This window comes from Streptomyces sp. NPDC050625, from assembly GCF_040654755.1.
Taxonomy (GTDB): Bacteria; Actinomycetota; Actinomycetes; order Streptomycetales; family Streptomycetaceae; genus Streptomyces.
Genome location: NZ_JBFAIQ010000038.1, coordinates 26842 through 50077 on the forward strand (window position 1 = coordinate 26842; position 23236 = coordinate 50077).

Genomic DNA, 23236 nt, shown 5'->3' on the forward strand with positions numbered 1-23236 from the left:
GAAGGGGACGGGAAGGCCGTTACCGCCCAGCGAACTTGAGCAGCCGCGCGACATCTGCGCGAATCGCCTTCATGCCGAGGCGAGCCGTCGAGCCGGGGCACTCCGTGGGGATCCAGTCCCGGTGGCGGCGCAGGACCCGCTCAGCGATCCCCAGCTCCTCCCGCTCGGCCTCGACCTCTTGAAGCCGCTTGGTCAACTCCTCGGCGAGCGTGTCCAGTTTGCTACGGCGAGGTGCGATCCGCTCCAGATCGGACATCCCCACATCCTCCCCACGGTCTCCGGCGAACCGGCACGGTGACGGATCGTAGACGGCCCGCTGACGCAGGCGCAGCGGCAACCAGAGAACCGTCCCGGCCGACCGGCAGATGATCTTCATCGTGGACACCCGCCGCCGACCGGCCCGAGCACCCCGAAACCCGCGCACACCAGCCCGCCCGACCTGCGACTTCACACCACGCACCGCTCACTGATGGGACAAGCTCATCCGCAACTGGTAGCGATCGGCTCGGTACCTTGAGTGGGTGTGCTCGATCGCCTGGCGGCCGCTGTATGCGACGCGGTCGAAGGTCAGGACGGAACCGCCTTTCCTGATCCCGAGCAGTGTGGAGACCTCCGTGCTTGCCTGTCCCGCGCCGACGGTCTGCTCGGCGCGGTCGACCGGGTGGCCGTACTGGGTGGCGAGGGTGTCGTAGATGGATGCCGTGAGGTCGACGGATTCCAGCCCGGGGCAGAGGTGGGCGGCGTACCAGGCGTCGTCGACCGAGATCGGGCTTCCGTCCGCGAGTCGGAGTCTGCGCACGTGGTAGGCATCCTGGTCGGGAAGCAGGCCGAGTACGGCGGCGGTCTGCGGCGGTGGGGGATTGCGGTTGACCGACAGCACCACCGTGCCGGGCTTGAGCCCGAGTTGGCGCATGTCCTCGGAGAACGAGGCGAGGTGCAGCTCGGACCGGTAGGTACGCTCGGCGACGAAGGTGCCCTTCCCCCGCACCCGGGTGACCAGGCCCTCACTCTCCAGCTGGCCGATGGCTTCGCGGACCGTGATGCGGCTGACTCCGTGCACCAGGCACAGCTGCCGCTCGCTGGGCAGGGGATCGCCGGGTGACAGCTGGGAGGTGCACATCTCCGCCAGGATGTCGCGCAGCTGCTCGTGCTTGGGCACCGCTCCGGTGGTGATGCGCTGCGTCTCGCTCATGAACTGCTCCCTGTCCGTATGGCGCGTGCCCGCAGCGGGCTGCGGTCGTCGGCTTCTCCAGTTTTTCACAGGTGATCATGACCAGATCGGCCTCACCGTTGGCTCGGCAGCTCTGGCCGCGGAGAAGGTGGCCGGGGACGTTGACGCTCCGAGACACGTATGCAACAGCTCCTTACACAGGCGCGGGTTCGGTGACCGGCCCGCTGTGCACGTCAAGGAGGAGTCCCATGGCCAGGGATGCGATGAACGCTGTTCGCACTCGGCTGCGGGTCGGTGTGTTCGTGGCGGCGAGCGGCCTCGCAGGGGCGGCCGGCACGGGCTGTTCGGGGAACACCTACTGCTCCGAGGAGCCGTAGGGCTCACGCCCTCAGCACCACGCGTCCGAAGCCGGTACGGGCCTGCGTCAATGGCTGCGGCTACGGCTGGTCCAGGAGGCGAAGACTGGCCCGGATCCTCCGGGCGTCCGGGTGGTCGAGCGTTTCCAGGATGGAGACGGCCGCCTGCCATGCGGCACGTGCCGCCTCGGTGTTCCCCAAGGCTCGCTGCGCCTCTCCCAGGTGGCCCAGGGCTGAGGCCTCCAGGCAGCGGTCGCCGATGCGCCGGCACGGCGTCAGGGCGCGCTGGTAGCAGTTGATGGCCGTGGCGTGGTCGCCGGCACAGTGATGGGCATAACCGAGGGCATCGTGCGCGGCGGCCTCGCCCATCAGGTCCCCGCTCTTCTGGTGCAGGGTGATGGCTCGGGCACAGTAGTCGACTGCCTGCGTGAACCAGCCGAGCATGATGTGAATCCAGCCGAGTTCGTTGAGCACGCTTGCCTGCCCGCTCAGTTGCCCGGAGCGCTCGTACAGTGCGTGAGCCAGTTGGTAGCGACCGTACGCGGCCTCGTACCTGCCAGCGCGAAGGTCCTGGAGGGCCAGAATGCGGTGTGTCCGAGCCTGACCGAGAGGATCGCCGAGAAAGGTGAAGAGTTCGAGAGCCCGCTCCAGGTGAGGGCGTGCTTCTTGAGCGCGTTGCAGCCGGACGAAAGTAAAACCCAGCATCTGGTGTGCGTGCGCCTGCCCTGTGCCGTCACTCACGCGCCGTGCAGCGGCGAGAGCAGCCTCCTGGGTCAGGAGCAAATCCTGCCAGTATCCCTGCCTGTCCAGGAAGGGAACCATCGCGGACGCCAGCGGCCAGGCATGCCCGGCGAAGGGACCGGTGCTTGCCTGCACGACTGTTGTGTACAGTATCCGGCGCTCCGTTTGCAGCCAGCCCCAGGCACCCTGCATGTCGGTGATCTGCTCAGGGGTTGTGCCAAGCAGCGGCTCTGGTGGTTCCACGGTCTCGCGGTATGGTGCGAGCAGGGTGGAGGTGCCGAGCGCGGTGTGCAGGAAGTGATCGAGCAAGCGCTGCTCGGCTCGGTGCCGTTCCGCTTCGGTTTCGTGCTCACGGACAAGTTCGGCGGCGTAGCACCGCAGCAGGTCGTGGAAGACGAAGCGACCGGGCGCGATCTCGGTGAGCAGATGAACGCGGGCCAGATCGGCGAGAAACGTACGTGCCTCGCGCGGTGGCAGCGCGGCCAGACTGGCCGCGGTGGGCATGGAGATCTCCGGCCCGAGATGGAGCGAGAGCAGCCGAAACAGCCGCGCCGCCCCAGGAGAAAGGGCGCGATACGACCACGAGAACGCCGCTCGCGCGTCGGTGGCAGAATCGCCGTCGGCGAAGGCGTCCAAACTCCCCTGGCTCTCGGTGAGTTCCTCGGCGATGGCGGACAGTGGAAAGCAGGGATGCATGGCGGCCCGCGCCGCCACGACGGCCAGGGCGAGGGGCAGCCGCCCGCAGAGTTCCACGATCGTGTCCAGGGCCTGGGGCTCGGCCGCCGCGCGTGCGGCACCGATCCGGCGAGCCAGCATGTCCCTGGCCTCATCCGAAGACATCAGATCGAGCCACAAGGGGTGGGCGCCGTTGCTCGCCACCAGTCCCTGCAACTGCATCCTGCTGGTGACGATGACGAAACACGACGGCGTGCCGGGAAGTAGAGGACGCACCTGTTCGGAATCCTGCGCGTCGTCGAGCACGATCAGCATTCGGCGCTCCGCGAGCAGGCTGCGATAAAGGGCGGCCTGGGCGAGGGGATCCATCGGTATCTCGTGCGACGACATGCCCAGCGCCTCAAGGAAGTGCCGAATCACCGCTTCTGGATCCGCTGTGATGCCGGAATCGACACCGCGCAGACTGACGAACAGTTGGCCATCGGGGAAGCGTGAGGCGATCCGGTGTGCCCAGTGGACGGCGAAGGCGGTCTTGCCGGTGCCTGCCAGGCCGCTGATGGACACCACGGCGGGTCGTCTCTTGTCCCACAGGAGCGCCTCAGCGTCGGCGAGTTCGGCCATACGCCCGGTGAAGACGGTCAAAACCGCAGGGAGCTGAGAAGGCTGCACCATGATCGCGCCTTCGTCTGTTCCCTCTTGGTGTCTTGCAAGCTCGTCAAACGAGGACACGTCCGAGTCGACACCGGTTTCCCGATCCGGCACCCAGCCGAAGCATTCGGCGTCACTGTCAATTGCATCGACGTCGTCCCCACCACCGCCTGCCACCACCACTCCCGGCAAGGACAGTGATGGATCCGCGGTCAGCACACGGCTGTGCAGCTCACGCAGTGCAGGCCCGGGATCGACACCCAGCTCTTCCACCAGCATCCGGCGCGTCAAGCGGTACACCTCCAGTGCCTCGGCCTGACGGCCGCACCGGTACAACGCCAGCAGGAGCAGTTCGCTGAGCCGTTCCCGCAGCGGGTGGCGCGTCCGCAGCGATGTCAACTCGCCGACCACGTCCTCGTGGCGGCCCAGCACGAGGTCGACGGACAACCTGGCTTCGATCGCCCCCAGCCGGAGTTCCACCAGCCGGGACCGTTCGGTTTCTGCGAGCGGGCCGGGCACCGCGGACAGCGGAGTGCCGCCCCACTCGGCAAGTGCGGAACGCAGCAACTCACTGGCACGTACCGGATCTCCCTCTCTCAGCAGTCCTCGGGCTTCCGCCAGCCGCGCCTCGAACACGGCCAGGTCGAGGGCAGACTCATCGATGCACAGCGCGTATCCGTCGGCTATGGACAGCATCAGCTGTGGGGGTGTGCCGGGTTCCCGGTCCGGTTCCAGCACCCTGCGCAGCCGCGACACGTACGTACGCACGATCGCGACCGGATCCGAGGGCTGTTCCTCGCCCCACAGTGCGTCGACCAGCTCAGTGACGCCAACGGGCCGGCCGCGCTGCAGCAGAAGGGCCGCGAGCACTGCACGTTGCTGAGGCGGACCCAGGGGTGCTTCCCTGCCGTTGACCCATGCCTGTACCGGACCCAGTACGGTGAAACGCACAGCTATCGATCCCTTCCAAGCGACACTGGCGACAAAACCTTCATGGCGCATCCACAGTTTGCCGTGACAACGCGCAGATCAGTCACTGGCGTGGTGGTGGGTATGCCCGGCGATGTCATCTCGTTGGCCTTCGGCGGTGCCCCCATCGAGTGGCGCGTCGCGATGGACGTTCGGCATTACGGCCACCAGCCCACCAGCTGGCTGGCAGTTGCCCCCAGTGACCGTGCGGGCACGCAGTTGCTGGCATCCGAACATCTCCACACTTCGAGGGGATCGGACAGCAGCCCGGCACACTGTTGGTGCCGATGGCCCACGCGAACAGGGATCACCGGCCGCTCAGACCGCGTGTCGGGGTAGTAGGCCTGCTGATCGTCGGTGTAGATCTGGCCGTTGGAGGCGTGGGGAGCCTGCGGTTCCCTGCGTTACCGGTGGCAGCAGCAGAAGCGATGCTTGCTTGCTCCGGGTTCCGAGTCAGGGGCCGCATGACGCTGTTCCCCGCGTCGGCTGCGCGTTGCTGCTGCTGCGTGGTCCTCGTCGGGGAAGGTGGCGGCTGGACGCTTCCAGGGCTGACCGGGCTGGGCGCTGTCGTTCGCCGCACGTGAGGTCTGCGTCGCAGCTGTGACCCTGAAGTCGGGCCGGTCGTTGGGTTGCTGCGGGAAGAACTGGTGGCAGCAGCAGAAGCGATGCTTGCTTGCTGCGGGTTCTGAGTCAGGGGCCGCGTGACGCTCTTCCCCGCGCCGGCTGCGCGCTGCTGCGTGGTCCTGGTCGGGGAAGGTGGCGGCTGGACTCTCCCAGGGCTGCCCCCTGGTCCGATCCGGAATTGCTTCAGAAAGTCCCGGACGTTGGGCAGTAGCCCATTTTTGAGGCCCTGATTGTTTTCTGGGATTGTTAGCAAAAGATGCACCGCCACCCACACATCTCTCCGGCCTGGTTCAGGCAAGTCCATGATCTCGCCAGCGGCTTCGAATCCTCGCTGATTGCGGTCCATGTCGATGAGTGATTGGGCGAGTCTGATCGCCCTGCCAGCTCGGGTCTCAGGCAGGGGCCGCGTGGCCATCTGCCGCTGTGGCGCCGCTTCGGTCGTTTCCTGCCGCGCGACGTGCTCCGGGTATTTATTGGTCAGCACGGACTGTACGTTGGGCAGGTTTCCTCCAGCGAGAGCGTCCTGTAGTTCCTTGTTGGATTCCATCTTCCGCAGTAGCGCCAACCGGAAAATCTGGTGATTTTCTGGCTTCAAATTCATGATGTTGGCAATGGTGCGGAATCTATCCTGATCGGAGGATGGGGTATTGTCCATGTCGATGAGATTCTGGGCGAGCTTCATCGCCCACTCATATGGATCAGTCTGGGCTGGTGTGGTCATGATGTTTCCTCGTGGTCCCGGATGTGTCGTTTATGTGGAGACTTGGGGGTTTGTGAAGGGAAGGGGTGACTCGCAGGTAGGTCTGTCAACTGGTGCGCAACTCCTCTCGTTGTTGAGTGAATCCATGGTGGGTTACACCCGCGTTCGGTGATGTACCAGGTTGTTGCTGGCGCGGGGAATTGGGATCGGGCCATGTGATTGTCTACGGCTCCGTGGTGGCACAATGGTCCAGCCTTTCGTGCCGACTCTGAGGACGGAAGCCTTTTCTGACTCGACGTGCCCCCGCCCTGGTTCGGTTCAGAGCACAGTCGTTAGTATGGTGATGTGGATGGCCGTCATGTGCCTGATGGGCGCCGGGTAGTGCGGTGACCGGACGGCAACCATCCGCTACCCGGTCCGGCTGCCTCGCGGCTCCCAGACTCGCTCCATCGGGGCTGCTCGCTGGTGAGCCGTCCGCTTCGACCCAATCGAGGCTGCATGAGCGAACGACAGTCACCGCCTTGACGACCAGGGTTCATGCTTCATTTTTGGACCAGCGGCGGGAGTATGTCCACAACCAGCTCGTCGGGGAGATCCGGCTCCTGGACGGAACGCCGGTCCTAGGGGCGCGGGCATCGCCGTGGAAGCGGGCGGAACAAGCCGCGGCGGCGTCAGGACCGCCTGTGTTGCGACTACCGGTTGGGTCCGCGCAGTACACCAGCGTGTCGTTCTGTCCACCGGACCGGAGCAACTGCATCTCTGTCGGTACCGGGGACGGTTCACGACACCGCGCCGCCTCCGGGTTGGCTTGGCGCACGTTCACTTGCTCGGTTCGGAACCCCACTGTCGCTGCATGTAGTACACCAGTGCCCAGGCAAGTTGCCAGCCGTGGGTCTCGAATCCCTCATCTGTTGTCGACTGTTTGGCCACGGCGAACACAGTGGAGCGCGCCGAATCGATCCATGCCTGAGCCTGATTGCGATCGCGGAACGCGTGCGGACCGCTGCCCGCGACGGGCGGTGGGAGGGGGATCCTGGGAAGGCTCGGTGACAGACACAGCGCGGCGCTGTGCGCAGTGTGCACATAATGATCGAACAACCTGCGTACTGCCTCACGTCGTTCCTCAACTGACTCGCTTTCCTTGGTGAGTTCAGTGGCGAAATCGCGGAGCAGGTCGTGGAGGGTGTAGGCCTTCGGTGCGTATTCGACCAAGAGGTGAGCGCGTGTCAGCTCGGCGAGCAGGAGCTGAGTATCGGCTGGTGCGAGACCAGCAAGGCTGGCCGCTGCTGAGCTCGTCAAACTGGGCCCGGGGTGCAGGCCCAGTAGCCGGAACAGCCGGGCGGCCGGCGATGTCAACACTTGGTAGGACCAAGAGAAAGCGGCGCGAGCGTCCGTGATGGGATCGCTGCCTACGAAGGCGTCCAGACTGCCCTTGGCCTCATAAAGATCCGAGGCAATGGTGGACAACGGAAAATCTGCGCGGATGGCAGCGCGGGCTGCGACGATGGCCAGCGCCAGGGGCAACCGTCCGCAGGCGGCAACGATGTCCCTCACCACCTCTGGTTCGGATGCCACGCGCTCCGCACTGATGCGCTCGGCCATGAACACGGCACCCTCTTCCTCGCTGAGAACATCAAGGGTGAACGGATGCGAACCGTGTGTGGCGGCGAGTCCCGTCAGCTGATCACGGCTGGTGACGATGACCAAGCAACCAGGGCTGCCGGGCAGCAAGGTGCGTACATGATTGCTGTCTCTCACGTTGTCCAGCACGATCATCAGCCGCCGGTTGGCCAGGACACTGCGATACAGCGCTGCCTGCGCGTCCACATCCTTCGGCACCTGCGTGGGGGATACGCCAAGGGCGGAGAGGAAGGCTCGGATGGCTGCGGATGCGTCGACCATCTCACCGGCGGGATCGAAACCGCGGAGGTTGATGTAGAGCTGCCCGTCGGGGAACTGGTCCGCGACAGTGTGCGCAAGCCGTACCGCGAGCGCGGTCTTGCCAACACCGGCCATACCCCCGATCGTGATGACGGCCGATGGCTCATGAGGTGCGGGGACCAACGCTTGCGCGCGGGCGAGTTCCCCTGAGCGCCCCGTGTAGGTGGGCAGGTCGGGCGGCAATTGTCGCGGCCGAACGTAGGGGGCCTCGGGGGAAGTACCGGGCCGCCTCGCAGCATGCTTGTCGGCGGGCCGGGCACCGGCCCCCTGCGCCCCTGCAGCCAACTGTTCTGCGGCGGCCGCCGCACCGAATGAACTGCCGCCGACCGTCCTGCGGGATTCACCGGCGCGAGGACCCGTACGGAGAATGCCTGTGACGTCGATGCGTGCGTCCGTTGCGTCAGCAAGGTCCGGGTGGGCCAGCGCCGGGTCCGAGGCCAGCATCCGGGCGTGGAGTTTCTGCAGCTCCGGCCCTGGTGCGGTGCCCAGTTCCCTTGACAGAAACCGGCTCGTCCTGCGGTAGACCTCCAGCGCCTCGGCTTGTCGGCCACATCGGTACAGCGCCAGCATCAATAGGGCATGCAGCCGCTCCCGAAGTGGGTTCACGTCGCTCAGCGCCGCGAGTTGACCCACTACTTGATCATGACGTCCCAGCTGAATATCGAGATCCATGCGCGTTTCCAGCACGCTCAAGCGCCGTTCGGACAGACGCGCGCGTTCGGCCTCGGCGAGAGGACCAGGTATCCCGGCCAGAGGGTGGCCCTGCCAGATATCGAGAGCTCGTGCCAGCAGGCTCGCAGCCTTGGCGTGCTCGCCCCTGCTTCGGAGAAGTGCGGCCTCGGACACATCTGCCTCGAACTCGGTTAGGTCCAGGGCGCCTCTTCCGGAGGTCCGCATCGCGTAGCCGCCGGCAACGGACTGCACCACCCGCGGCGGCATGGTGACCGGCCGATCGGGTTCCAGAGCCCTACGCAGCCGGGAGGCGTAGGTACGCACTGTGGACACCGCACCAAGCGGAGGAACGCCGCCCCAAACGGCTTCGACCAACTCATGGACCAGGACAGGCCGCCCCTGGCCAAGGAGCAACGCCAGCAGTACCGCCCGCTGCTGAGGCGAGCCGAGTTTCACTTCAAGGCCCCCGTTCCAGGCCCGAACGGGCCCGAGAAGCGCGAAGCGGAGGGCTTCAACTCGGTCAGAAGACGAGAGCACGTCCTCTTTTTGGTTCCACGTCGAAGTCATCTGACGGCCAATCGCTCTTTAAGGGTCTTGTCCGCGGTGAGCACGCCGCGCGCACGGAGGACCGGGCAGGAGCCCTGACCAAACCGGCCGCGTTCGCGCGGCGGCTATCTGATCAGCTCCCTCCGGCCCGGTTCGGCGCGATTCGCACTGCCCGGGGACGGTCACCAGGAGATACAACTATGCGGTTCAGGCGTCTCACCCCGGAACACATCGGTTATGGAACGCGGACACGTCCGTGACATCCCGACATCGGCGCAGCAGTATCGCTGTGCCACCCCCAGGCCGCCGGGGGAGGGCCGCCGCCGTGCTTCAGTTGGCCCGGAGCCTCAATCCCGCGCAGGGCCCTCGCTCTCGTGAAGAGCTCCACGCTCCGGCTGATGGGTAGGTGGCCTTGGGCCTGGCTCAATCCACAGCTCGGGACGGCGTCGTCGACGGCTTCGGCCACGTGCCGCACACGTGGTGATCCCGGCGCTGAACCCGGCCGCGAGCTGCGCGTCCGCCGCGATATCGACGGCACTGGCGTCATGAGGAAAGGCCGTTGCGGTGCACGGTCTGGGCAAGATCGTGCCGGACGTGGCACTTGCGTTTGCCCTCGGCGGGGACTGCCTGTCCGATGTCGGTCTCCCGCGGGCCGAGCCGGCCGTGTTCGGGCTTTGGCCGGGACGCGGACGGCCCGCGCCGAAATTGAAGAGTGCGTACGGCAGGTTGGCCGGTGAGGCGGCGCCGGATGCGGGTGAACCGGTGACCGTGGACATAAAGGGGTGCTGGTGATTGCGCTTTCCCGGCGAGGAGGATGCGGTACCGCCCTGGAAGAACACCTGCGGACAACTCACGTTGATGGGCTTTGTCGACCACGGACGGGGCGGGGCTGGGGAACCGGTCGTGGGCCTGCGGCCAAGCAACGCGGGCTCCAACACCGCCTCGGCGCGCATCATCGCCACGAGACTGGCCATCGCCCAGCTGCGGAGCCCACCGGCACGGGCGGCAGACCCTGATCCGGTGCGATCCCGGTGGCGGAACGCATGAGGACGTGGCCTGGCTCCATCAGCGGCGCCGGTGGCTGCGGTACTCGGTGGGGATGACCATCACCGGCGCCGATGCCGTTCACCAGGCGATGGCGAATGTTTCCGGCGAGCGCGTGGACGCCGACTGCGAATCAGTACGTGGCCCGTCGGGAAACTTGGTGCAGCGCATGCTGAGGACGGCATCGGTGCCGGCTCGCGCCGGGCACGGGTGCGCCGTTCGCGTTGACCAGGCCCGTGTGCGCGCTGGAGATCACCAGTTGGCCGCCTGACAGGCCGTGGGCGATCAGCGAGCGCAGGAGGGCCAGCCAGCCGGCGCTGTCCTTGGCGATGGCCACGTCCAGGCCGAGACTCTCGCGGTTCTCGTTCGATGTTGGCATGGACCGCGATCAGCGCGTGTACGTCGATGATTCGGCGGCCCTCGCGGACGTTCTGTGTGGGCGCGTCCACCCCGACGAACGCGTAGGGGCCGACGGCCATAAGTCGGTTACGGAACGCGGCGACCTGTTCGTCCAGTGCTTGGCCATCGCGCTCACCTGGGGCTTCGACAGCTGGGTCACCACGGACTCGGCAAGCTTCTCGACCCGACGCGTGCTGACGTCCAGCAGGTGGGCGGGAGCGACCACCGTGATCACCGGCTAGTCGCGCCAAGTAGCGTAAGAGGGTTTCTCTTCGTTCTCGTGCAGGCGCTGTTCGATGTACTGCGTCAGAACAGCATGCCAGGTTGTCAGCTGCATCCGGGCAGCCAGTCGGTGCCACATCCTCAGTAGCTCGGATCCATGAGTGGCTACGGCGTGCACGTCGCTGAGTTTCTGCCAAATCGCCGTAGCCCTGGTCGCGTCGTCAATGGCCGAAGGATCCTGCTGCTGACAACGGATACGAGCAACGGCCAGCGTCAAGACGACCGCATTCCGATGATCACCCTGCAGGTAAGTGATGAAGGCCTCGAGGGAACGCGCTTCCAGCGCGTCAGGGTGCTCGGCACCGGCGTCTCGCGTGAGCTCCTCACGGAGCGCGGTGGCGCTGACACGCGCCTGATTGAGATACCCCGCCTCCAACAGTTCGTTGATGTGACGGATCGAGCTCGCCAGGTGATCGGGAATGGGAACGGGCGGCACAACGCGGCCGGGCAGGAGCCGTACAGGCGAGATCGTGCGAGTCGTGCCGGTACCTGCATCTTTTCGGGTGATCTCCCCCCGTGCAGCAGAGGCAGCAGATTCTTCCCCCACCGTGTCCTTGACGTCGCCGACGCCGCTATCGAGGTCCGAAGACGCGTCTGAGACCGGCCACGGAGTGGAGCGCTCGAGAACACGGCTCGAACCATCCGGTGCAACTTCGATGCGGAACGCCGCTTCTATTGGGTGGTCAGTTATATCAGCCACGACTGACTGTTTCAGGGACAGGGCACTCTGGTGGAGAGTGTCCAGCACTGCACTATGGACAGATTGTTCATCGGTGACCCTGAGGTGCTTTCCATTGATCACGGCCTCGCCCTCACGTGGGATCAGGACGTCGACGTAAGCCGGGGCCTCAGAAGGCTGAGCAGCTGGATCTGTTCGGGCCTTGCTCGAACGAGCCTTCACTAGTGATCCGAAAGCTTTCACTTCCGACTCCTCTGCTCGATACGTCCTTGCGCCGTAGCACCTCGCTCTGTAGCGGCGCGAGCGACACTGCCGGGAAGAGGTACCTGCCGGCCGTTCCGGCCTGCGCTGGAGTGCCAGGACGTCATGGCGATGCGGGTACTGCAACTCACAACGGACGGCACACCGCTTTCGTTCACCACGTCTTGGGACGCCCCGCCGCGATCGGCAGTGAACGGACCTCCCGAGCGGCGCGTCGTATGGATCGACGCGTGTTCGAACCTTTTCTGCGCGAGACGGGCGCGGCATGAGCTGACCGCCGCCCCCTACAACCTATCCCTGGACAGAGCGGTGGCATATGACTTTCTTGAGATACCGGGCTCTTACCGCGTTGACCCTTTCATGGACCATAACAATGAGTGTCGCGGAAGCTCAGGCAGCTCCGGGGAGCCCGCATCCACAGCCGACGCTGGCTTCCGTGCATGAGGAACTCCGGCACTTGTACCACGACGCCGAAGTCGCTACCGAGGCGTACAACACAGCCGACGAGCAGGTGAAGAAGCAATCAAAGCGGGTAGCTGCACTGACCGAGGAGGGTCATCGCGTTCAACTTCGCTTGCAGCGCCTCACGGCACAAGCAGGCGCGGCGGCCCGTGCTCGGTATCGGGGTGGCGGAATACCTGTCGAAGTCCAGCTGATGCTTTCCGGGGACCCCGGGTACGCCCTGGATAATGCCGCCCAGACCGTCCATTTTCAGCTCGGTGTCGAGAAGCTCATTCAGGCCCTGGACACAGCGAAGAACAGCCTGCATATGCGTGCTGCGGATGCTGCCAACGAGTTGAAGAGCCTGGAGGAAAGCCGCATGCAGCGAGACGCGGCGCGGGGGGACATCGAAGAGCGCATCTCCAAGGCGAGAAGCATCGAGGCCCGCCTCAAAGCGGGCGAAAAGAGGCGCCTGGCCCAACTTGAGCAGAGGTCGGCCGCAAAAGCCCAGAACGCCTGGCTCAGATCCCGGGTCGTCAAGAACCTGAATGTGAAACCGAGTTCGGCTGGGGGGGCAGCAGTCGCCTATGCGCTACGGCAGATCGGCAAGCCTTACGTCTGGGGCGCACAGGGGCCTGATTCCTTCGACTGCTCGGGCCTGACCTCGCAAGCGTGGGCCGCGGCAGGCCACCCCATCCCGCGCACCTCGCAAGAGCAGTGGCGCCGATTGCCCCATGTCAGGATCGAGGATATTCGGCCCGGTGATCTGGTGATCTATTTCGAGGATGCCAGCCATGTCGCCATGTATGTAGGGAAAGGCTCGATAGTTCAGGCACCGCGGCCGGGGCGCACGGTCACACTTGCGCCTATCGCGTCCATGCAGATCCTGGGCGTTGTTCGCCCGGACGCGTAGACCACAAGCCTTCCGCTTCGCCGAAAGCGCGTTGCTTGAGCCCTCTGTGACCTGTCACTGCCCGCTGGTGTTGGTCGAGGCGGAGGGCGAGGCGGAGGGCGAGGGGGACGGCTTGGGCACGATTCCTTCGTACGTGGCGAACTGGGCCCGGATGCCCAGGACATAGGATTGTGACCGGTCGGTCGTCGGGACGCCATGCGCCGCCCGCACGGCGTCGATGCCCACGTCGTATGCTGCGAGAGTGATGCTCAGCTGGTCCTGCGGGGGCTGCCCGGAGGTGGCGAACGGCCTTACTTGCTGGGCCAGTGAGCACAGATATCTGCCCTGCGCGAGGATGGCGTCGGCCGGGTCGAGTGCGGAAGCCTTGCCGTCGTCGTTTTCGTCCTTTCCGAAGCGTGCGAAGATCTCTGGCGATAGCTGGGAGATGCCCTGTTCGCCGTCGGGGCCCACCAGGTTGGCGTCGAACCCGGACTCCCGGTCGATCTGTGCGGCGATCACGACGGGGCCGATTTCCGGACACAACGTGCCAGCTTCCTGAATCGGATCCACAAGGTCCGCGGGCACTGTGGTCGGGTCGAGTGTCCCTTTGCCGTCGCTCTGGAACACGTTGGCCACGTTGTTCGGGTCCACATGCGGGGCTTCGCCCCCCTTGAAGAGCATGATGAACGCGATCAGCGGAGCCAGCAGGACGCCGAACCCCCCCACGATGATGATCACGACGATCGCGACCAGCACGACGATGGGGGATGTGAGGCAGCCCAGGCCGCCTGCAGCCACAGCAGCTCTGACAGCGGCGCTCTGAGCCATGGCAGAGCCTGCTTGGCGTTTGGGGCGTGCCCTGTCGCTCATGATGAACCTTCTTTGCCAAAGACCGGTGAACGGGACGGCCGCCTGCCGTGAACGGGACGGTGCTGCCTGCCGCTGCAGCGCGGAGCTCTCGCACGCCCAAACGGGCGTGGGTGGGTTCGGGTTCAACGCCATCGGTTTACAGAAGTTGTGAACCCGCTGCCCACGTGTGTCCGTTGTAGCTGCTGAAGGGCGAGTTGGGCCGGGGAGGCGGACGAAGCGGCACTCCATCTCTCTCCTCGCTCTGAAAACGATGCAGCCCACCGGCGGGCGGCGGAGGTTCCGTCGCCGCTGTTGGACAAACCATCCGGGGTTCACGTGTGCTTCGGCGCGGCTGAGGGAGCGGAGATCCCACCGGTCTAGGAGAGAGGCGTTACCGATGGGCGTTCCTGCCGCAGATTCCGCAGCGCAGACCTGGGTGCGCGGGCCCGTCGCAGGGCGTCCCGAATCCGGGCCAGTGCAAGCCTCTTCTCCACGTATGGCCACGCACGCTGATAGGGGGACCACGGGCGGGGGCATCGGCTGGGTCTGCGCGCACGGCGGGGCCGGGGCGACGACATTCTCGAGGGCACTGGGTGGTGTGGACATTGGGACTCGCTGGCCAGACGTCACCCGGGGCGAACCCGGCAGGTTCCTGCTCGTGGCCAGGACTCATGCCGCGGGTCTGCAGGGCGCGTCTCGCGCGTTGGAGGCCGTACGCACTGGCCGGCATCCGGCGGGCATCGAACTGATGGCTCTCGTTCTTGTCGCGGACGCGCCCGGTCGCCTCCCCCTGGGACTGGCACAACGCGTCCGTGTGGTCGGCTCGGCGGTCCGATCGTTCCGGGTTCCCTGGATCCCGTCCTGGCGCATGGGCCGGCCGGTGGAGAAGCCCCCAAAAGAGATCACCGATATCGCCGCTTTCATCCAAACATGGATGCCTGTCCCGGAGAGAAGCTCATGATGACCAACGGATCGATGGCGTGTGTGCTCGCAGGCACCTTCAACCCGGGCGCCGATGCCGACTTCCTGCTGGGGACTCTCGCCTGGTGTGCGTCCGCGGCAGGTGTGGGCGGCGTCATCGTCACCGGCACGTTGATGGGCCTGCAGTTGCACCGCGGAGAACCGGGCGAGGGGGCGTCCCACATGCGTAGATTGATCATCGTGCTCAGCGCATGCGTCCTGGCCGCGACCGCGGGACCGATCATCCAATTCCTTGGCCCGCTCACGATTTGACCGCAGCCGCCCAAATACCCTTTAGATCACCCAGGAGTTTGTCATGCTCACCGAGGCTGCGTCGTATCTTGCCGCCGTCCCCAACCCGGCTCGCAACGCCCCTGCCGAACTTACCCAGAAGGTCAATCTCGTGCTCGGCATCGCCGCATGGGCGGGTACCGCGGCGGGCGTCGCCGGAGTACTGGTGACGGGCGCGATGATGACCATCTCGCTGAAGCGGGGCGAGAGCTCGGAACACATGGGCCGCCTGGGCATGGTGCTCGGCGGTTGCGTCCTTGTCTCGACCGCCGGACCTTTGGTCCAGTTCGTCTTCGCCTGAGTCGGGCGGGCATTGGAATGCGGACACCATACGACGACAACGGCGAGGTAAACACGCCGTTCCGGAAACAGCGAAGCCGGCTCCTGGCGGCCGGGTTTCTCGCGGCCGCCCTTCTCCTGTCCCTGATTTCGCTCGTTACGGGCGGCGACCGTGATGGAAAGGACACGCCACCCGCTGCCCCCGGGCTGCTGTCGGCGAGCACGCACGGACGGCCCGGAATGTGCCGCACGGACGACACCGACACATCCGTGCCCACGACGCCACCGCGCGATGTGCAGTGGCGAACGATCGGCGGCGCCCAGGTGCCGATCTCGCCGTCGGCGGGCCCGACCCTCTCCGAGGGACCGGTGCTGTGGTGCTTCGCCCATACCCCCATGGGGGCGGTCATGGCCGCTCATGTCATACCCGCGCAGATGAGCGGGACCAGCTGGCGCGTGATCGTCGAGGAACAGGTTGTGGCCGGCTTTGGTAGGGACATGTTTACATCGCAGCGTGCGTCGATCCCGCAGATCAGCGTGAAGGCGCGTGAGACAGGCAGCTATGCGGGGTTCTCTCTCGCGGACTACAGCCGTGACAAGGCGACCGTGATCCTGCTCGTCAAGACCGGCCAGGGCGGCCTCAACACGACGTCGGTCGCGGTGCGGTGGAGCGGCGGCGACTGGAAGATCGAGCCGGAAACCGGTGGCGGGCTGCACTCGACGGTGTCCCCCGTGAGCCGCGCCGACGGATTCGTACGGTGGGAGGACTGACATGGCCTGCCCCACCGGAAATCCGGTCACGGATATCGTCGTTGGATTCTTCAGCTTCCTGGGCGATCCGATCGGCACCATCATCAGGGCATTCGCCAATAACATGCTCGCCGCCGCCATCGATGTCTTCGGCGATCTGACCACGAAAATCCCCACCCTGGAAACGGGGGGTGCAGCACAGGACATCAGTACCCAGACTCAGTGGGTTGTCGTCTACACAGCCGTGGGGTCCCTCCTCTTCGCCGCCGCCCGAATGGCTTTGGAACGCCGAGGCGAACCCGGCAAAAAGGCACTCACAGGCCTGCTGCGAGTAGTCCTGGTGGCGGGTGGCGCGACGGCCGTGATGACGGCGCTCGCCAGTCTGTCGGACCGCTACGCGGACCATCTCTTCCAGGCAGGCGCGGAAAAGCAGCTCACCAGCATCGGGTGCACCGACGGCAACGGGATCGATGGACTCCTGCTGTTGATCCTGGCGTTCCTGCTGCTCATCGCCGCGATCCTGCAGACGATCCTGCTGTACGTCCGTCTGGGCGTGATGATCATCCTGCTAGGGACCCTGCCGGTCGCCGCCGCCGCATCCATGACGGACTGGGGCAGCACCTGGTGGCGCAAGCACATCGGCTGGATGTTCGCCTGGCTGCTGTACAAACCTGGTGCAGCACTAGTCATGTTCGCTGGTGAGACCATGATCAACAGTGGTCCGCAGAGCGGCGTCCACCAGAAGATCGCCGGTATCGGCGTCCTGCTCCTGTCCGCGCTGGCTTTGCCGGCGCTGCTGAAGCTTGTCGTGCCCACCGGGGAGCTGGACGGGGACATCGGGCAAAGAAGTACGGAAGTCGCCACGGGCGCAGCGAAGAGCGCGATTGCTTCCGGTGCGAAGTCGATCGGAGGAGGCGGGATGACGTCCGCTCCGGGCGCAGGCGGTCGGTCCGGCCCTTCGGGAGCCTCCGGTGCGGCCGGTGCGTCCGGCAACGCTGGGGGAGCCGGCAGCGCTGGGGGAGCCGGAAGCGCTGGCGGAGCCGGGCGGGCCGGCCAGTCGGCAGCCGGCGGGGCTTCGACCGGGCAGGGTGGCGGCGGCGCCGGCGGCGCCATGGGTGCCCGTTCGGCGGCAGCGGCCGGTCCCGCGGGCATGGCCATCGGGGCGGCCGCGAACGCTGCCAAGGCAGTCGGGCAGAATGCCGCCAAAGCGGCCGGCGGTGCCAACGGTGGCCAACGCTGACGGCAGGCGGAAGATGCTGCCCTGCGCCGGTCGACCTTCACCGCCCCTGCAGGCGACGCCACACCAGGTCGCTTCGCGCGACGAAGGGAACCGGTGACCGACGGGTGTGGCTGCTCCCGCCCGCCCGGCACTCGCGATTCCAGCACCTGCACACGCACAGCTCTTCGGGAAGGAATCTCCATGTCCACGGAAGTGGCGCGCCCCACCTACGGGAACTGGCGCCGCCCCAGACGTCCCGGGCTCGGCCCGTTCGGTCTGATCGGCACCTTCGGCGTGTTCGGCGGGCTCGTGCTGACCTTGCTGGTCTCGCTGGTCTCCCTGCTGGCCGCGCTGGTCGTGCTGGTCCCGCTCGCCCTCGGCCTCGCACCCCTCACGATGCGTACGCAGGACGGGCGTAACCTCTACCAGCTGCTCGCCCTGCGCATCGGCTGGTTCCGCCGCAAGGCGAAGGGGTCCCATACCTACGTGTCGGGCCCGCTGTCCCAGCGCCCCGGCGGGCGGTTCCTCCCCCCAGGGCTGCTCAGCCGGGTCACGATGAGCGAAGGGCGTGACGCGTACGACCGGCCCTTCGGCGTACTGCACTACAGCGGCCGCAACCTCTACACCATCGTGCTCGGCTGCGAGCCGGATGGCGGCTCTCTCGTCGACCCCGACCAGGTGGACGTGTGGGTGGCCTCCTGGGGTGAATGGCTGGCCAGGCTGTCGCACGAGCCGGAGCTGCGCGGTGCCTCCGTCGTCGTAGAGACGGCCCCCGATCCGGGCACCCGGCTGGCCAGCGAGGTGCTGCCACGCATCAAGGCGGACGCACCGCCTGCGGCGCGGGCTGTCATGGAAGAGGTGGTCCAGCGCTATCCGTCGGCCTCCTCCGAGATGCACACCTACATCACCCTCACCTACGGGATACCCCAGGGGCAAAAGCGGGACCAGGCCGAGGTCGTCACAGACCTGGCCATCCGGATCCCGGGCCTGCTCGCGGGACTGGTCGGGGCCGGCGGTGGCTCGGCCGCACCGCTGTCGGCGGAGCGCATCGCCGAGGTCGTACGGGTCGCCTACGATCCTGCCGTCTCGGCGGAGGTCCTCGAGGCCCGTGCCCAGTACGGCGGCACCGGCCTCGAGTGGGACGACGCCGGTCCGGCCGCGTGCGTGGAGACGGCAAACGCCTACCATCACGACTCCGGTGTCTCGCGCACGTGGCTGCTGACCCTGGCCCCGCGCGGCACCGTCCGCTCCAACGTGCTGCACGGACTCCTGGAGGCCGCCCCGGGCACCCGGCGCAAGCGGGTCGCCCTGCTGTATCGCCCGATCGACCCGGCGACCTCGGCGCGGATCGTCGAAGCCGACCGTCGCGCAGCGCAGTTCATGGCCACCTCGGGCCGCGGCATGGTCCAGGCGCGGGCGGCCTCGGAGATGCAGGCGGCCGAGCAGACGGCGGCGGAGGAGGCCGCAGGTGCCGGTCTGGTGGAGTTCTCGCTGATGCTCACGGTGACCGTCGACTCGGCCGACCAGCTCGCGGACGCAAATGTGACCGTACGCAACCTCCAGGCAGCCGCCCGTATCAGCCTGCGCCCGGCCGACCGGATGCAGGCCGCGGCCTTCTCCTGCACGCTTCCCGTCGGCGTCCTGCCGTGGCAGCACACTCTCGTTCCGCACGAGCTGCAGGAGGCACTGTGAACGGCAAGGCAGCCCCCCCGGCTTCCACGAGCCGGTCCCGGACCAAGGGCAGTCGAGGTGCTTCCGCCCCTCGGCCCACGCTCGCCGGCACACGCGGCTGGCCCGGACCGGGCGGAGGGCAGATCGGCAATATGGACGCGCCGACCATGTGGCGGGCCACCACCGTCCAGGCGTGCGGACTGTGGCCGTTCGCGGCGGGCTCCGCCGCTCCCATGACGGGGGTGCCGCTCGGCCAGCACCTGCAGACCGGCGCCACCGTGTGCGGGGATCCGATCTCCTGGTTCACCCGCGCCCGCTACATCTCCAACCCGTCGCTGTTCATGCTCGGCATGCCGGGCCTGGGCAAGTCCACCCTCGTCAACCGGATGCTCATCGGGCTGTCCGCAACCGGCGTCGTACCGCTGGTGCTGGGCGACCTCAAGCCCGACTACGCCGACACCGTAAGGGCACTGGGAGGGCAGGTGATCTCCATCGGGCGTGGGGTTGGCGGCATCAACATCCTCGACCCGGGCGCGATGGGTGCCGCCGCGGCCAGGCTCGGAGGCGAGGCCGGAAAGGCGCTGGAGGCCGAGACCCACGGCCGCGTCCTCAACATGGTCGCCGCGCTCATCACGGTCGTACGTTCCCGCCCGATGGACGACCACGAGCAATCGGTGCTCTCCGCCGCCCTGCACCACCTGCGGGAGAGGACACCGGCGGGCAAGGCACCGCTGCTGCCCGATCTGCTGGCGGTGCTGCGTGAAGGGCCGGACCGGGTCCGCGCCGTGACACTGGACAGGGGCGACCAATCCCGTTACCACGACGCGGTCGACCCGCTGCACCGCTCCCTGCTCGGCATTCTCGACGGCCCGCTCGGCAACACCTTCGCCTCCGAGACCTCCACCCGCATCAACCCCAACGCGGCCGCGGTGTGCATCGACATCTCCCGCATCGGTGAGGGGGACACCCAACTGACGGCGGGAGCCATGCTGGCGGCGTGGTCCGACGGCCTGGGCACGGTGGCCGCCTCCCACGCCCTGGCCGACGCCGGACTCGCCCCGCGCCGCTGGTTCTTCACCGTGCTCGACGAGCTGTGGCGGCCACTGCGCGCCGCCTCCGGCATCGTCGACCGCATCGACGCCCTCACCCGGCTCAACCGTTCCCTCGGCCTGGGTGACGCCAAGATCACCCACACCCTGAAGGACGCGGAAGCCCTGGGCAGCGAGTCCGACCGGGCCAAGGCACGGGGATTCGTCGAGCGTGCGGGCATGGTCGTCTGCGCTGGGCTGCCCCGCGCCGAGATGGAGGAACTCGGCCGGGTCGTCGGACTCTCCAGACGCGAGGTCGAACTGGTCTCCTCCTGGTCGTCACCCCCCGGCTGGGCGATGAGCGGAGGCCACGAGGAGCCACCCGGTCGCGGCCGGTTCCTGATCAAGGTAGGTGGTCGGCCCGGCATCCCCATCAAGGTCGCGATCACCGACACCGAACGCGAACTGCACGACACCAACAGCCGCTGGACGGCCAGCCAGCCGCACATCCAAGCGGTGGACACGAGCTGGGAAGCACAAGTTTGACATCCTCCCGGCCGTGAAGGGCCGTGAATTCCTACAGCTCGCGCCGCGGCACTTCCTGCTTCATCACCGACTGCCCGCCCGGAGTGTTCCGTTGAGATCTTGTACTGGCTCCACAGGCCGATGCCGCCAGTCCGTCGGCCAAGAGGCTCCGTGCCGTGCTCACGTCGCGGTCATGGGTGATGCCGCCCTCGCACGTCCTGGTCCGGACGTGCAGCCGCATCGTGTCCCGCAGGCGCAGCACGCTGCGGAACTCGCGCCACGCCGCATCCGGGCCGGAGCGAGCGAACCTGCCGTCGGCCGTGTCGGTGGCGGGCAGCGTCCCCGAGGCCGGTCCCTTGACCAGCAGGGACACGCATCAGCGGCCTGCCGCGTCCTGCATGGATACCGTGGACGAGTGCGCGCCCGGCAGGAGCGGACGGGCCCGGACGATGTCCAGCGGACCGGTCATCTGCGCCAGTGTCAGCCTGCCGTCACCCAAGCAGCGGGCGCAGTGCCCCGACTCGGCCACCTGCGCATCACTGGGGATGCAGCAGTAATTGAACGCTCACTTGGCGCACGCCGCCCTCGTGGCGCACCTCCTACTACACCACTTCGTCACCACCTGCGGGCCATCGGCAGTGAACATCGGTCCGCACCGGCGGCGAGCCTGCCGCCTTTGACCCACTCCACAGCGGTCCCGCACCTCCCTGCCCAGGAGGGCGGGGTTACCTCGGAGGAGACCAGATGAAAGCCACCTCCGCAGCCAAGGGGAGGATGCACAGCTCCGAACTGGCGCCGTGGGCAATCGTCGCCGTGGCGGCGGTGTCCCTCGTCGTGTTCGGCGGCGTCTGGCTCGGCGGGACCCTCGGTGCCGCCCTGACCGGAGCAGGCTGGGACCCACCGCCCTTCGCCCTCTCGACCTTCGTCGAGCTCACTGCCCGTGGCCCCGCCCGCTTGTGGCCGGACGCCGCGCCTGCAGGAGTGTATGCAGGCATTGTCGCCGTGTTCGCCATGGGCCTCGCACCGATGGTCCTTGTACTGCGCAAAGTTTGGAAATCGAGTTCACGGCCCAAGGGACTAGCGAACGCGCGCGAGTTGGCGGCCCTGACACCCGAGGGCATCGCCGGACGTGCCCGCGACCTGCGCCCCTCGCTCAAGGGCAAGAAAGAACTGCATCCGGACGACACCGGCAATCTCCTCGGCAACCTGGAACCCGACGGCCCCGAACTGCGTTCTTCCTTCGAAGACGTCGAACTCCATCTGATGGCTCCCCGCGCGGGCAAGTCCACGGGCATCGCGATCCCCCGAGTCCTCAGGGCTCGCGGTTCGGTGCTCCTGACGTCCAACAAGTCCGATGTCTTCGCGGTCACCAGAGCGGAGCGCGCCAACGTCGGCAAGGTATGGACGTTCGATCCGCAAGGCATCGCCCATGCACCGCGTGAGATGTGGTGGGACATGCTCGCCGAATGCGTGACCGTCGAGGGCGCGCGCCGTCTGGCCGGCCACTTCGTGGCATCGGTCAACGACGACGCGTCGAAGAAGGACTTCTGGATTTCGGCCGCTCAGAACACGCTGACGGCCCTCTTCCTCGCTGCCGCACGCGGCAAGGCATCGGTGTTCGACCTTCTTGCGTGGCTGGCCGATCCGGCCGACCGGACCCCGATCGACCTACTGCGCGACGCAAGCATGACAGCCCTCGCCGAGCAACTGCAGGGCACCATCCGCGGCGCCGAGCAGACCCGCGATGGCATCTACGAGACCGCACGCCAGTGTGTCTCATGCCTGCTCGACCCCGACATCGTCGCCTGGGTGATGCCCAACCCGGACCTGCCGGAGTTCCGGCCGCACGAGCATGTTCTCGGCAACGACACGCTGTACTTGCTGTCCAAAGACGGCGGTGGCTCGGCAGCCGGTGTCATCGCCGGTCTTGCAGATGCGACCATGCGTGCAGGCGTGGTCGCGGCCGAGCGTATGGGCGGGCGCCTCGATCCGCCCATGACGGCGGTCCTGGACGAGGCGGCCAACGTCTGCCGCATCTCCGATTTGCCCGACCTCTACAGCCACTTGGGATCCCGCGGCGTCAACGTCGTCACTCTGCTGCAGAGTTACCGGCAGGGCAGCCGCGTGTGGGGAGAAGCCGGCATGGACGCGCTCTGGAGTGCCGCGACCATCAAGTTGCTCGGTGCCGGGCTCGACGACGCCGACTTCGTGGAGAAAATCTCCAAACTCGTCGGCCAGAGGGACGTCAGCACGGTGAGCCTCTCCAAAAGCAAGGAAGGCACCTCCCGCTCCGTCTCCTATCGCCTGGATCCGATCCTTCCGCCCGACCGCATCCGCGCCCTTCCCAAGGGCACCGCTCTGCTGCTGGCCACCGGCATCAGGCCGGCCTTGATCCGCCTGCGCCCTTGGTACAAGGAGGCCGGCGCGGCGGCCATCTCGGCGGCGGCGGCCAAGGAGGCCGAGGCCATCACCCTCCGGGCCACACAGAAATGGACCACACATGCTGTCGAACAACGATGAGCTGCATGCCGCACCGAACACGCCGCCGGTCACCGGTGAGGACTGGCAAACGGATGTGCAGCCCGGTGGCACGGGAACCGCATCGCTCGAAGCAGAAGCCACG

The 23236-nt window shown here is 66.9% G+C and carries 18 protein-coding genes; 10 read left to right on the forward strand and 8 right to left on the reverse strand.

What is annotated here, in order from left to right; all coding sequences use genetic code 11:
* Positions 1-19: 19 nt before the first annotated feature.
* Both AB0I54_RS42000 and AB0I54_RS42005 read right to left on the reverse strand, forming a co-directional pair.
* Positions 20-376, reverse strand: coding sequence for a hypothetical protein (locus AB0I54_RS42000; RefSeq protein ID WP_363301632.1), 357 nt, complete (start codon positions 374-376; stop codon positions 20-22).
* 87 nt (positions 377-463) lie between these two features.
* Entirely contained in the window at positions 464-1192 is a 729-nt protein-coding gene (locus AB0I54_RS42005; protein WP_363301633.1) for a GntR family transcriptional regulator, read from the reverse strand.
* 227 nt (positions 1193-1419) lie between these two features.
* Here AB0I54_RS42005 and AB0I54_RS42010 point away from each other — a divergent pair, with 227 nt between their 5' ends.
* On the forward strand, positions 1420-1548 hold the full coding sequence (locus tag AB0I54_RS42010; protein ID WP_363301634.1) for a hypothetical protein: 129 nt from the start codon (positions 1420-1422) through the stop codon (positions 1546-1548).
* A 60-nt stretch (positions 1549-1608) separates the two neighbouring features.
* Here the strand turns inward: AB0I54_RS42010 and AB0I54_RS42015 are convergent, their stop codons facing one another.
* From AB0I54_RS42015 to AB0I54_RS42030, 4 genes are all read right to left on the reverse strand, one after another.
* Positions 1609-4542, reverse strand: a complete 2934-nt coding sequence (locus AB0I54_RS42015) for a BTAD domain-containing putative transcriptional regulator (protein WP_363301635.1) — start codon at positions 4540-4542, stop codon at positions 1609-1611.
* Positions 4543-6703: 2161 nt separating this feature from the next.
* Positions 6704-9064, reverse strand: coding sequence for a BTAD domain-containing putative transcriptional regulator (locus AB0I54_RS42020; RefSeq protein WP_363301636.1), 2361 nt, complete (start codon positions 9062-9064; stop codon positions 6704-6706).
* A gap of 1156 nt (positions 9065-10220) precedes the next feature.
* Positions 10221-10466 (reverse strand): transposase, encoded by a 246-nt coding sequence (locus AB0I54_RS42025; RefSeq protein WP_363301637.1) that lies wholly within the window; start codon positions 10464-10466, stop codon positions 10221-10223.
* 258 nt (positions 10467-10724) lie between these two features.
* Complete coding sequence (locus AB0I54_RS42030; RefSeq protein ID WP_363301638.1) at positions 10725-11690, reverse strand: hypothetical protein; 966 nt, start codon at positions 11688-11690, stop codon at positions 10725-10727.
* Between the two features lie 454 nt (positions 11691-12144).
* Between AB0I54_RS42030 and AB0I54_RS42035 the strand changes: the two genes are divergently transcribed.
* On the forward strand, positions 12145-13062 hold the full coding sequence (locus AB0I54_RS42035) for a C40 family peptidase (protein WP_363301639.1): 918 nt from the start codon (positions 12145-12147) through the stop codon (positions 13060-13062).
* A 54-nt stretch (positions 13063-13116) separates the two neighbouring features.
* Here AB0I54_RS42035 and AB0I54_RS42040 read toward each other — a convergent pair whose 3' ends face one another.
* Entirely contained in the window at positions 13117-13869 is a 753-nt protein-coding gene (locus AB0I54_RS42040) for a lytic transglycosylase domain-containing protein (protein ID WP_363301640.1), read from the reverse strand.
* A 517-nt stretch (positions 13870-14386) separates the two neighbouring features.
* Here AB0I54_RS42040 and AB0I54_RS42045 point away from each other — a divergent pair.
* The 7 genes from AB0I54_RS42045 to AB0I54_RS42075 all read left to right on the forward strand — a co-directional run bounded on the left by AB0I54_RS42045 (position 14387) and on the right by AB0I54_RS42075 (position 20634).
* A complete protein-coding gene (locus AB0I54_RS42045; protein ID WP_363301641.1) occupies positions 14387-14851 on the forward strand; it encodes a DUF6668 family protein in 465 nt (154 codons plus the stop codon).
* The gene (locus AB0I54_RS42050) at positions 14848-15123 is read left to right on the forward strand and encodes a hypothetical protein (RefSeq protein WP_363301642.1); all 276 of its coding nucleotides are present in this window, start codon (positions 14848-14850) and stop codon (positions 15121-15123) included. The genes AB0I54_RS42045 and AB0I54_RS42050 overlap by 4 nt, the downstream gene beginning before the upstream one ends.
* Before the next feature lie 43 nt (positions 15124-15166).
* Positions 15167-15442 (forward strand): hypothetical protein, encoded by a 276-nt coding sequence (locus AB0I54_RS42055; RefSeq protein ID WP_363301643.1) that lies wholly within the window; start codon positions 15167-15169, stop codon positions 15440-15442.
* Between the two features lie 248 nt (positions 15443-15690).
* Complete coding sequence (locus tag AB0I54_RS42060) at positions 15691-16191, forward strand: hypothetical protein (protein WP_363301644.1); 501 nt, start codon at positions 15691-15693, stop codon at positions 16189-16191.
* A 1-nt stretch (position 16192) separates the two neighbouring features.
* A complete protein-coding gene (locus tag AB0I54_RS42065) occupies positions 16193-17410 on the forward strand; it encodes a hypothetical protein (RefSeq protein ID WP_363301645.1) in 1218 nt (405 codons plus the stop codon).
* A gap of 180 nt (positions 17411-17590) precedes the next feature.
* On the forward strand, positions 17591-19081 hold the full coding sequence (locus tag AB0I54_RS42070) for an SCO6880 family protein (RefSeq protein WP_363301646.1): 1491 nt from the start codon (positions 17591-17593) through the stop codon (positions 19079-19081).
* Positions 19082-19212: 131 nt separating this feature from the next.
* A complete protein-coding gene (locus AB0I54_RS42075) occupies positions 19213-20634 on the forward strand; it encodes an ATP/GTP-binding protein (protein WP_363301647.1) in 1422 nt (473 codons plus the stop codon).
* 31 nt (positions 20635-20665) lie between these two features.
* On the opposite strand, the gene AB0I54_RS42080 is transcribed toward AB0I54_RS42075, so the two are convergent.
* Positions 20666-20986, reverse strand: a complete 321-nt coding sequence (locus AB0I54_RS42080) for a hypothetical protein (protein ID WP_363301649.1) — start codon at positions 20984-20986, stop codon at positions 20666-20668.
* A gap of 371 nt (positions 20987-21357) precedes the next feature.
* Here AB0I54_RS42080 and AB0I54_RS42085 point away from each other — a divergent pair, with 371 nt between their 5' ends.
* The gene (locus tag AB0I54_RS42085; protein WP_363301650.1) at positions 21358-23133 is read left to right on the forward strand and encodes a TraM recognition domain-containing protein; all 1776 of its coding nucleotides are present in this window, start codon (positions 21358-21360) and stop codon (positions 23131-23133) included.
* The last annotated feature ends 103 nt before the right edge of the window (positions 23134-23236 follow it).

Coding starts and splice junctions, on each gene's coding strand:
- AB0I54_RS42000 (WP_363301632.1), bottom strand. CDS start 376: ATGAAGATCATCTGCCGGTCGGCCGGGACGGTTCTCTGGTTGCCGCTG.
- AB0I54_RS42005 (WP_363301633.1), bottom strand. CDS start 1,192: ATGAGCGAGACGCAGCGCATCACCACCGGAGCGGTGCCCAAGCACGAG.
- AB0I54_RS42010 (WP_363301634.1), top strand. CDS start 1,420: ATGGCCAGGGATGCGATGAACGCTGTTCGCACTCGGCTGCGGGTCGGT.
- AB0I54_RS42020 (WP_363301636.1), bottom strand. CDS start 9,064: ATGACTTCGACGTGGAACCAAAAAGAGGACGTGCTCTCGTCTTCTGAC.
- AB0I54_RS42025 (WP_363301637.1), bottom strand. CDS start 10,466: ATGCCAACATCGAACGAGAACCGCGAGAGTCTCGGCCTGGACGTGGCC.
- AB0I54_RS42040 (WP_363301640.1), bottom strand. CDS start 13,869: ATGGCTCAGAGCGCCGCTGTCAGAGCTGCTGTGGCTGCAGGCGGCCTG.
- AB0I54_RS42045 (WP_363301641.1), top strand. CDS start 14,387: ATGGCCACGCACGCTGATAGGGGGACCACGGGCGGGGGCATCGGCTGG.
- AB0I54_RS42050 (WP_363301642.1), top strand. CDS start 14,848: ATGATGACCAACGGATCGATGGCGTGTGTGCTCGCAGGCACCTTCAAC.
- AB0I54_RS42055 (WP_363301643.1), top strand. CDS start 15,167: ATGCTCACCGAGGCTGCGTCGTATCTTGCCGCCGTCCCCAACCCGGCT.
- AB0I54_RS42065 (WP_363301645.1), top strand. CDS start 16,193: ATGGCCTGCCCCACCGGAAATCCGGTCACGGATATCGTCGTTGGATTC.
- AB0I54_RS42070 (WP_363301646.1), top strand. CDS start 17,591: ATGTCCACGGAAGTGGCGCGCCCCACCTACGGGAACTGGCGCCGCCCC.
- AB0I54_RS42075 (WP_363301647.1), top strand. CDS start 19,213: ATGGACGCGCCGACCATGTGGCGGGCCACCACCGTCCAGGCGTGCGGA.
- AB0I54_RS42085 (WP_363301650.1), top strand. CDS start 21,358: ATGAAAGCCACCTCCGCAGCCAAGGGGAGGATGCACAGCTCCGAACTG.